This window comes from Chryseobacterium barbadense, from assembly GCF_042849955.1.
GTDB lineage: Bacteria > Bacteroidota > Bacteroidia > Flavobacteriales > Weeksellaceae > Chryseobacterium.
In genome coordinates, this window is sequence record NZ_BAAFHL010000077.1 from 1 (window position 1) to 8,995 (window position 8,995).

8 protein-coding genes are annotated in these 8,995 nt (G+C 37.6%); 4 read left to right on the forward strand and 4 right to left on the reverse strand.

Annotated features, from left to right (window positions below; all coding sequences use genetic code 11):
- Positions 1 to 364 precede the first annotated feature (364 nt).
- The 3 genes from chrA to ACGHIN_RS15670 are packed head-to-tail and all read left to right on the forward strand — an operon-like array spanning position 365 to position 2,912.
- Positions 365 to 1,483 (forward strand): chromate efflux transporter, encoded by a 1,119-nt coding sequence (chrA, locus tag ACGHIN_RS15660; RefSeq protein WP_390455599.1) that lies wholly within the window; start codon positions 365 to 367, stop codon positions 1,481 to 1,483.
- Between the two features lie 57 nt (positions 1,484 to 1,540).
- On the forward strand, positions 1,541 to 2,077 hold the full coding sequence (locus ACGHIN_RS15665) for a PH domain-containing protein (protein ID WP_390455602.1): 537 nt from the start codon (positions 1,541 to 1,543) through the stop codon (positions 2,075 to 2,077).
- Positions 2,078 to 2,114: 37 nt separating this feature from the next.
- Positions 2,115 to 2,912 carry a class I SAM-dependent methyltransferase gene (locus tag ACGHIN_RS15670; protein ID WP_390455605.1) on the forward strand — a complete coding sequence of 266 codons (798 nt, stop codon included), beginning with the start codon at positions 2,115 to 2,117 and terminating at the stop codon, positions 2,910 to 2,912.
- A gap of 51 nt (positions 2,913 to 2,963) precedes the next feature.
- On the opposite strand, the gene ACGHIN_RS15675 is transcribed toward ACGHIN_RS15670, so the two are convergent.
- From ACGHIN_RS15675 to ACGHIN_RS15685, 3 genes are all read right to left on the reverse strand, one after another.
- Positions 2,964 to 3,200: a YtxH domain-containing protein gene (locus ACGHIN_RS15675; RefSeq protein WP_390455608.1), complete on the reverse strand. Its 237-nt coding sequence runs from the start codon at positions 3,198 to 3,200 to the stop codon at positions 2,964 to 2,966.
- 97 nt (positions 3,201 to 3,297) lie between these two features.
- On the reverse strand, positions 3,298 to 4,140 hold the full coding sequence (locus tag ACGHIN_RS15680; RefSeq protein ID WP_390455611.1) for an isoaspartyl peptidase/L-asparaginase: 843 nt from the start codon (positions 4,138 to 4,140) through the stop codon (positions 3,298 to 3,300).
- A 57-nt stretch (positions 4,141 to 4,197) separates the two neighbouring features.
- Positions 4,198 to 5,085, reverse strand: coding sequence for a cyanophycinase (locus tag ACGHIN_RS15685; protein WP_121461064.1), 888 nt, complete (start codon positions 5,083 to 5,085; stop codon positions 4,198 to 4,200).
- Between the two features lie 202 nt (positions 5,086 to 5,287).
- Here ACGHIN_RS15685 and cphA point away from each other — a divergent pair, with 202 nt between their 5' ends.
- Positions 5,288 to 7,915 (forward strand): cyanophycin synthetase, encoded by a 2,628-nt coding sequence (gene cphA, locus ACGHIN_RS15690; RefSeq protein ID WP_390455614.1) that lies wholly within the window; start codon positions 5,288 to 5,290, stop codon positions 7,913 to 7,915.
- A 128-nt stretch (positions 7,916 to 8,043) separates the two neighbouring features.
- Here the strand turns inward: cphA and ACGHIN_RS15695 are convergent, their stop codons facing one another.
- Positions 8,044 to 8,760 carry a hypothetical protein gene (locus ACGHIN_RS15695; RefSeq protein ID WP_390455617.1) on the reverse strand — a complete coding sequence of 239 codons (717 nt, stop codon included), beginning with the start codon at positions 8,758 to 8,760 and terminating at the stop codon, positions 8,044 to 8,046.
- Positions 8,761 to 8,995: the final 235 nt, after the last annotated feature.

An 8,995-nucleotide genomic window follows, 5' to 3' on the forward strand; every position in this document is an offset into this window, starting at 1 on the left:
AATTGGAAGATTTACCGGCAGGAATTGAAAAGCTGAAAAAATTAGAACTTTTATCTATAGCAGGGAATAGAATCTCCCCGGAAAATGTTAAAAAACTAAAACAGCTTTTACCTAAAACCTTAATTGTAGAAACAAGTCCGGGGTATTAAATATTTAGTACAGAATAAACAGGACGCTCAGAAGGCGTTTTCAATAATTTTCTGGTAGTAACAGAAAAAGGCAGACGGTTACATGAATCATTAGGCTGGGAATTGTATTCTCTTTATTCTTCCATTGTTATTTTCAGAAAAAACTCGGAGTAGAATCCATATTCTAAAAGTTAAAGAGTAATTGCATTCGGAATATCACTTTAAAAAGTACAATAATGGGTTTGAAAGAAATCGCCAAACTTTTTTTGAAACTGGGAATCATAGGTTTTGGAGGTCCTGCAGCACATATTGCCATGATGCAGGAAGAAGTGGTAAACAAAAGAAAATGGATGTCTCAGCAACATTTTCTGGATTTGCTGGGTGCTACGAACCTGATTCCGGGCCCCAACAGTACAGAAATGGCTATTCACATCGGCCGGGAAAAAGCAGGCTGGAAAGGATTGCTTGTTGCAGGACTCTGTTTTATTTTACCCGCTGTTTTTATTACCGCTGTTTTTGCATGGCTATATAAACAATATAGCCAGCTTCCTGAGGTACAGCCTTTTGTTTACGGAATAAAGCCGGCTATTATTGCTATAATTCTGGGAGCCATTTTTCCGTTAGCCAAAAAATCTGTAAAAACGGCGGAATTGGCTGTTTTAGGACTTTTGGTTCTAATAGGTTCTCTGTTCGGATATAATGAAATCATATTGTTATTTGGAGCCGGCTTTCTGGCCATTATTTTGTACCTAATAAGAAGTAAAAACTCTAATGACTTAAAGAATTTTATTCCGATCACCCTGATATCTTTACAGGAACAAGGTCCGGGATCTGTTACCAACCTGAAGTTGTTCTTTATCTTCCTTAAGATCGGAGCTATTCTATATGGGAGTGGATACGTCTTATTTGCATTTCTTGACGCAGAATTGGTTGCCAAAGGTATTTTATCAAGGCAACAGCTTGTTGATGCTATTGCAGTAGGGCAATTTACACCGGGACCTGTTTTTTCATCTGTAACTTTTATAGGATATCAAATTAATGGTTGGTGGGGAGCAGCTGTTTCCACTATTGGGGTTTTTCTTCCTTCATTTTTATTCGTGGCCTTCCTTAACCCATTGGTAAAAAAAATGAGAAGCTCCAGGCTGTTCTCAGTTTTTTTGGATGCCGTGAATGTGGCAACAGTGGCTATCATAATTTCCGTTTGTTTTGCAATGGGGAAAGAAGCTGTTATTGATTGGCGAACCATTGTTATTGCTGTTATAAGTATTATTATTACATTTGGGTATCAAAAAATAAATAGTGCTTTTATTGTTCTGGCCGGATCATTACTGGGATACCTGTTGACGTTGGTCTGATTTGTAAAAGATGACATATTGAATAAAAACTAATAGTTAACCCTCTACCTTATACCAATGAGAGAAAAATCAAAACTTGATGAAATCAGGGATGAGCTTGAAAAATTAGATATCAATCCCACTTTCTTCGCCAGAAAGGAAATTCGTGAATTACCCAATGTACTTTCAGCCGATGAAAAAATCGTGTACCTGGTAGAAGGCAGAAATAAAACATCCAACCATCATATTCTTTTGGTGGCTACAGACCGAAGGTTAATTTTTCTGGATAAAGAATTTTTGTATGGTTTGAAAGTAGAGGATTTTTCTTATGATAAAGTAACTTCCATACAATATGAAACTGAATTCATGCTGGCTTCCATAGATGTTCATATCTCAGGAAATATTGTTGAAATTGATGGTGTAGGAAAATATGAAGCGGAATTGTTCTGCGAAAAAGTAAGAGACTTTATGTCCCGCCCTAAAGAATACTTTCAATTGAAAACGGAACCTACCGTTTTAGATCAACTGGAGCAACTGGGAAGGCTAAAAGAAAGTGGCGTCTTAACGGAAGAAGAATTTCAGGAACAAAAGAGAAAATTGCTTGAGAAAATGTAATGGTTTAATTGTAAGGACTTTATGCAGTTAAAATGTTATGGAAAACTATCTTGATATTAACAGAAAATCTTGGAACGCCAAAGTAGAGCCCCATCTGAAATCAGATTTCTATTTTGTAGATGAATTTTTAAAGGGAAGAAGTTCACTTAACTCTATTGAACTTGAGCTTTTGGGGAATATAAAAGGAAAAAACATTTTACATCTTCAATGCCATTTTGGGCAGGACACCATTTCAATGTCAAGATTAGGGGCTAAAGTCACAGGCATAGATTTGTCAGATAAAGCAATTGAAGCAGCAAAAGATCTTGCTCAACAATGCCATGCCGATACGGAATTTATCTGTTCGGATGTATATAATCTTTCCCATGTTTTAGATCAGAAATTTGATTTGGTTTTTACCAGTTATGGTACAATAGGATGGCTTCCGGATCTGGAAAAATGGGGCGGTGTGATCAATCATTTTTTGAAACCGGGAGGACAATTCATTATGGCGGAGTTCCATCCCGTAGTATGGATGTTTGATGACGATTTCAAACAAGTGGCCTATAATTATTTCAATGAAAAACCTATAATAGAGACCTATGAAGGAACCTATGCCGATTTTTCTGCAGACATTGTCCAGGAATATGTGATGTGGAATCATTCATTGGCTGATGTTATTCAGAATCTGCTTAAAAAAGACCTTGAATTAAAAGAGTTCAGGGAATTTGACTGGTCGCCTTATCCTTGCTTCAGGCATGTGGATGAATTCGAGAAAGGAAAATGGAGGATACCTCATTTGGGAAATAAAATCCCGATGGTCTATGCATTAACGGCACAAAAAAAGTCATCATAACGTGCTAATATGATGACTTTTCAATATATGAATGTTAAAAAAAACTAAATCTTAATGAATAGAATCTTCAGTCTTTGTTTTTACTTCATCAACTTTGTTCTGAACCTGAGAAGCTACTTCATTGGCTTTGCTTTTAAGATCATTTCCCCATTTGTTAAGATTATCTTTCGCCGTATTGATCTTATCTTTTACCGCCTGCTGCTGTTCAGGAGTTGATTTTTTATATTTCCAATATGCTAATGCACCTAAACCTAATAAAGCCAATAAGCCGTTCGTTTTATTTCCCATGATTTCTATTTTTTAATTATTAATATTAAAATTTGTTATAGAATATCATGTAAAATACGTGCCAAAAAAATAACCGGAATTATAAATTAATGTTAAATTATTGGAATACTTCAAAGTTTTTTCCGTCGAAGCTCGCAAAAACCATGGTAGGATAGGAGTCCTGATGATATATATTGCCTTCTTTGTCTATGGCAATGGCACCCGCAAATCCGTCAATAGCTTTTAATTCCTCAAAAGTTTTATGAAAAGCATCTGCTAAGCTCATTCCATCACTAACCCGTGTTACGATTTTGGTGGCAGTGGCATTGCTCACAATATCTTCGCCTACGCCGGTACAGCTTACTGCGCAAAAAGAATTAGCATAATTCCCGGCCACAGTGGCGGAATCAGAGATTCTTCCCGGAATTTCAAAACCTTTTCCACCTGTAGAAGTTGCTACGGCTAATTTTCCGTTTTTATCAATGGCAACACAGCCTACCGTTCCTTTTCCGCCATTATTCAATTTAGCTTCATATTCTTTTCTTCGTTGCGGTATTTCCGTTGAAAAATTCTCAAAACCATGTTCTGAAGCATATTTTTTAGCTCCGTTTCCGCCTAAAACCCTGTCATCTTCTTTTATCAGCTCTTTAGCAACAAAAATTGGGTTCTTGACGTCCTGTATATTGATAACACCACTCAGTTTTTGGGTTTCTCCATCCATAATTGCTGCACTCATACGGATGACCCCGTCACTCTGGATCTGGGAGCCTGTTCCGGCATTGTACAGCTCATCATCTTCTAAAAGAGAGACGGCATATGCTACCGTATCAAAAGCGGAATGAGACTGAAGATATTCAAAAGCCTGTTGAGCTATTTTTTGTAAAGAATTTTGCTTGGCCACCTTTACTTCATGGCTCTGATCACTTTCAGAGAAAAATCCACCGTGGATGATTATTTTCATTGTTTAATTTTTCGGGATTCGGGATTCGAGTTGTTTAGATATATAAAACTCGCCATCTTATCTGTCTTGAGGAATAGGATTGAACTGCGAATTCTCAATCGTCAATGCTCTAGTCGTAAGATCATAATGATCATTCATAGACATCACATGCACCGTTAAATTATCAATAGAAATAGGCTCCCCCAAGTTGATGTTCGTTAGGTTGGTATCTTTAATAAATCTTCCGTCCACAATGATTACAAGTCCGGAACCTACCGCAGTCATCACATCATTATGAATGAAAAGACCCGTATCTTCTCCTAAACCAATTCCCAACGTTCTCGGATTGTTTACTACTGCCTGAAAAAGACGGCCGATTCTTCCTCTTTGTACGAAATGTGTATCAATAATCACATTATCGATGAGCCCTAAACCTTGTGTAGTTTTGATTTCCCCTTTCAGCAAAGCTTCTGAGCTGCTTCCCTGGTAAATCATATTTTCAGAAGCGGCAGCAGCTCCGGCAGAAGTTCCGGAATAGATAAAATCCTGCTCCTGATATTTCAATAAAATCGTATCATGAAATCTTGTGCCTCCAAGAATAGAGGTAAGCCTGAGCTGGTCTCCACCGGTGAACATCACTACGTCTGCAGCATTGGCTCTTGCCACCATTGCATCGGAATTGGCTTCTTCACGATTGTGGATATCAAGGATATTGACGTTTTTGGCACCAAGAAATTCAAAGGCTTTTTTATATTCTGTACCTACAATTTGTGGGATTTGAGAGGCCGTAGTAACCACTTCAATTACGGAATTTTCCTTATGTTTAGATTCGTTAATGATCTTTCTTAAAATACCTCTTTCAAAAAAGTTCAGATTTTTTTCAATATTCTGATCAAAATCAGTTTCCGTGAAGCTTCCTTTGTTTACAGCTCCTCCGATAACAATTAATTTTCCAACGGGTTTCATCATAGTATGCAAATTTAAAAAAATAATTTACTGTGAACCCAATATCAACCTTATTTAAATTGATTCTGAGTATTTTAGAATCAGTAATGAAAATTCTCTGTTTTTTGCAAATCTTTAACCTCTCTATAGTTTTGTTTAAGCTTTTGTACTATATTTGATTTTAGAAGAAAGTATTATTAATCAGGAAAAATGCAAATTGACTATGAAAATTGAGAAGATACAGGCTTTACGCGGCCCCAATATTTGGAGCATAAGAAGGAAGAAGCTGATACAGATGAGGTTGGATCTTGAAGAAATGGAAAATTTCCCCACCAATAAAATTGAAGGTTTCAGAAAAAGGATAGAATTATTGATTCCATCTTTAGTTACCCACAGATGTTCAGAAGGAGTAGAAGGTGGTTTTTTTCACAGAGTGGAAACCGGAACCTGGATGGGGCATGTTATTGAGCATATAGCCTTGGAAATCCAAACATTAGCCGGAATGGATGTTGGCTTCGGAAGAACACGCGAAACCAAGACTCCCGGAGTTTATAATGTGGTATTTAATTATTTGGAAGAAAACGCAGGTATTTATGCTGCAGAACAAGCCGTAAAAATTGCTGAGGCTTTAATTGAGAATAAAGAATATGATCTGAATGCTTGTATTCAGAGGCTGAAAGAGATCAGGGAAAGAGTACGTTTAGGCCCTTCTACGGGAAGTATTGTAGAGGAAGCCGTTTCCAGAAGAATTCCGTGGATCAGATTAGGAACCAATTCTCTGGTACAGCTGGGATATGGGGTTAATCAGCAGAGATTTCAGGCTACGATTACAGGGAAAACAAGCTCTATTGCTGTTGATATTGCCTGTAATAAAGAATTAACGAAAAAAATGCTTCACGATGCCGCTGTTCCTGTTCCAATAGGTGAGTTAGTGGTAGATGAAGAGGATCTCGACAGGGTGATCAGAAAAATAGGGTATCCTATTGTTCTCAAACCTTTGGATGGAAACCACGGAAAAGGGACTTCCATTAATGTCAACGATTGGGAAGCCTCAAAAATAGGACTCCAGCATGCTCAGAAATATTCCAGAAAAGTAATTGTTGAAAAATACATTACCGGATATGATTTCAGGGTACTGGTGATCAATAATAAAATGGTAGCTGCAGCGAGAAGAGTTCCCGCTCATGTAGTAGGAGATGGCGAACTGAACCTACAGCAGCTGATTGATAAGGAAAACAAAGACCCAAGAAGAGGATACGGACATGAAAATGTGCTGACAGAAATTGAAGTGGATAAGGATACCACAGAACTTCTTGAAAAACTTCAGTATACGCTTGAAACGGTTCCTCAAAAAGGAGAAGTGGTTTATTTGAAATCCACAGCCAACCTTTCGACAGGAGGAACTTCAATTGATGTAACCGATATGGTTCACCCTGAGAATATCACCATGGCGGAAAGAATTTCTAAAATTATAGGATTGGATGTCTGCGGAATTGATATCATGGCGGAAAATCTTACCCAGCCTTTGAAAGAGAGCGGGGGAGCCATTATTGAAGTCAATGCAGCTCCCGGATTCAGAATGCATCTTGCCCCGAGTGAGGGATTGCCTAGAAACGTAGCTGCTCCTGTGGTAGATATGCTCTATCCGCCGGGAAAACCATTTACTATTCCAATTATTGCCGTCACAGGAACGAACGGAAAAACAACTACAACAAGGCTGATTTCCCATATTGTTAAAAGCAATGGCTACAGAGTGGGTTTCACGACTTCCGATGGTATTTATATTCAAAATACCATGTTGTCTAAAGGCGATACCACCGGACCTCTTTCCGCAGAGTTTATCTTAAAAGATCCAACAGTAGAATTTGCCGTATTGGAAACAGCAAGAGGGGGAATTTTACGCTCAGGATTAGGATTCTCTCAATGTGATATCGGGGTTTTAACGAATATCAAGGAAGATCATTTGGGAATGAATGATATTCACAATCTGAAAGACCTTACCAAAGTAAAAAGAGTGGTTCTGGACAGCGTAAAGAAGAGCGGGTGGAGCGTGATGAATGCGGATGATGAATACTCCATGAGAATAGTTAACGATCTGGATTGTAATGTGGCGATTTTCAGTATGGATGAAAATAACACCCACATCAAAAGATTTGCAAAAGAAGGAAAAATAACGTGTGTGTATGAAGAAGGTTTTGTAACCATTAAAAAAGGGGATTGGAAAATTAGAATCGGAAAAGCCAAAGATTTCCCGATCACGATGGAAGGAAAAGCTAAATTCATGATTCAGAATGTTTTGGCTGCAAGCCTGGCATGTTATCTTCATGGGTTTGAAATCGAAGATATCTCCAACTCGCTGAGAACCTTTATTCCAAGTGCGCAGCTTACCCCCGGAAGGTTGAATATCTTTAAATTTAAAAACTTTAAAGTATTGATTGATTTTGCTCATAATCCCGCCGGATATGAAGCCATTGAAGATTACCTGAAAAATGTGGAAGCCAGCAAAAAAATAGGAATTATTTCCGGTGTTGGAGACAGAAGAGACGAAGACATCAGAGAATGTGGTAAAATAGCGGGAAGAATGTTCGACTATATCATTATCAGGAATGAAAAGCATCTCCGTGGAAGAACGGAAGAAGAAATCAATGGATTGATCATTGAAGGAATGCAGTCTTCGGGAAGAGATGTAAGCTATGAAATCATTCCAAAGGAAATTGAAGCGCTGAAGCATGCCATAAGCATGGCTGAAGAAGGTACCTTTATTACTGCTTTAAGTGATGTGATCTCTAATGCTATTGATCTGGTTCAGGAATATCAGGCGAGAGAGCTGCAGGAAGACGATAAAATTTAAGATAAAAAGCCTCCGATTTTCGGAGGCTTTTTTTTGATTGAGATGTTTGGACTCTGTTTAGCATAGCTCTTACCGTAATGATTGATTGGTATTTTAGGTATTAGGCTGAGGCGGATTCAAAGCATTTATTATTCTTTTCCAAAAAAAGCATTGGAACTGCCGATCCAGATCGCATCTTTCTTGTTGAAGTCCACATTCACCATGGCTGCTTTCGTCATTCTTCCAAGGTTTTCCAGCAATATAGGGCGATCGTCATTTTCTCTCCATACATATAGCATACGGATTTCTGCTTTTGAAAATTCACCGTTGATATCTTTAAAGATAGGTTCATAGTTTACTTTTCTTTGCAGGATATAGTTTTCCTTATCTTGAATCTCTTCAGTAATCTCTCTGGTCGGATTTAAATTAACTCCGCTTCCTGCAAATGAAAATAAAGGCTTTAACACAAAGTTTTCCAGATTTTCATGTTCCGGGAATTCATGCAAAAAATAGCTTTTAGGGATAAACTGGTGTTTCAGCAGTGGTAAAAGGAATTTGGAAACCTTAAAGAACCAATGCGGGTGGGTAATCCATTTGACATCAATATCCTCACGGAAATCAAATTCAGTAACCAGATCAGGAATTCTGTCCAGCTCATCAAAAATAACCCGGTTATAGATTCTTTTGATCTCAACCAGACTTCCATTATTTTCGTAATATAGCTTTCTGCCTTCTTTTTTTACTTTAGTTAAGCAGACTGTTTTTATTCCTAAAAATTTCTCAGTGAAAACAAAATCAATAGCTGTTTTTTGCTTTTCGGGATAAATTTCCAGGAGAATTACATTTTCAGGATTTTCATCACCCATGATCACCTCTTTCAGATAGTTCTTAAATTCTTCAGGAGGTATTTTATTTTTGATCTCATCCAGGAAAGGATATACTTCACAAAAGGTTTCTTCAAATACTTTCTGAAAAGCATATAAAGAAGGAAAAGCCTGTAATTCTATTTATTGAGGTTCGATTTCTCCTTTATCATTTTTACAGATCCCAAAATCTATTGTAAGAAAGTGAGGCTGTTTCGTATCATTGGGAACCCTGCAG

What these genes read in the sequence shown, in the direction of transcription:
- chrA (WP_390455599.1), top strand. Translation starts at nt 365, where the DNA reads ATGGGTTTGAAAGAAATCGCCAAACTTTTTTTGAAACTGGGAATCATA.
- ACGHIN_RS15665 (WP_390455602.1), top strand. Translation starts at nt 1,541, where the DNA reads ATGAGAGAAAAATCAAAACTTGATGAAATCAGGGATGAGCTTGAAAAA.
- ACGHIN_RS15670 (WP_390455605.1), top strand. Translation starts at nt 2,115, where the DNA reads ATGGAAAACTATCTTGATATTAACAGAAAATCTTGGAACGCCAAAGTA.
- ACGHIN_RS15675 (WP_390455608.1), bottom strand. Translation starts at nt 3,200, where the DNA reads ATGGGAAATAAAACGAACGGCTTATTGGCTTTATTAGGTTTAGGTGCA.
- ACGHIN_RS15680 (WP_390455611.1), bottom strand. Translation starts at nt 4,140, where the DNA reads ATGAAAATAATCATCCACGGTGGATTTTTCTCTGAAAGTGATCAGAGC.
- ACGHIN_RS15685 (WP_121461064.1), bottom strand. Translation starts at nt 5,085, where the DNA reads ATGAAACCCGTTGGAAAATTAATTGTTATCGGAGGAGCTGTAAACAAA.
- cphA (WP_390455614.1), top strand. Translation starts at nt 5,288, where the DNA reads ATGAAAATTGAGAAGATACAGGCTTTACGCGGCCCCAATATTTGGAGC.
- ACGHIN_RS15695 (WP_390455617.1), bottom strand. Translation starts at nt 8,760, where the DNA reads ATGGGTGATGAAAATCCTGAAAATGTAATTCTCCTGGAAATTTATCCC.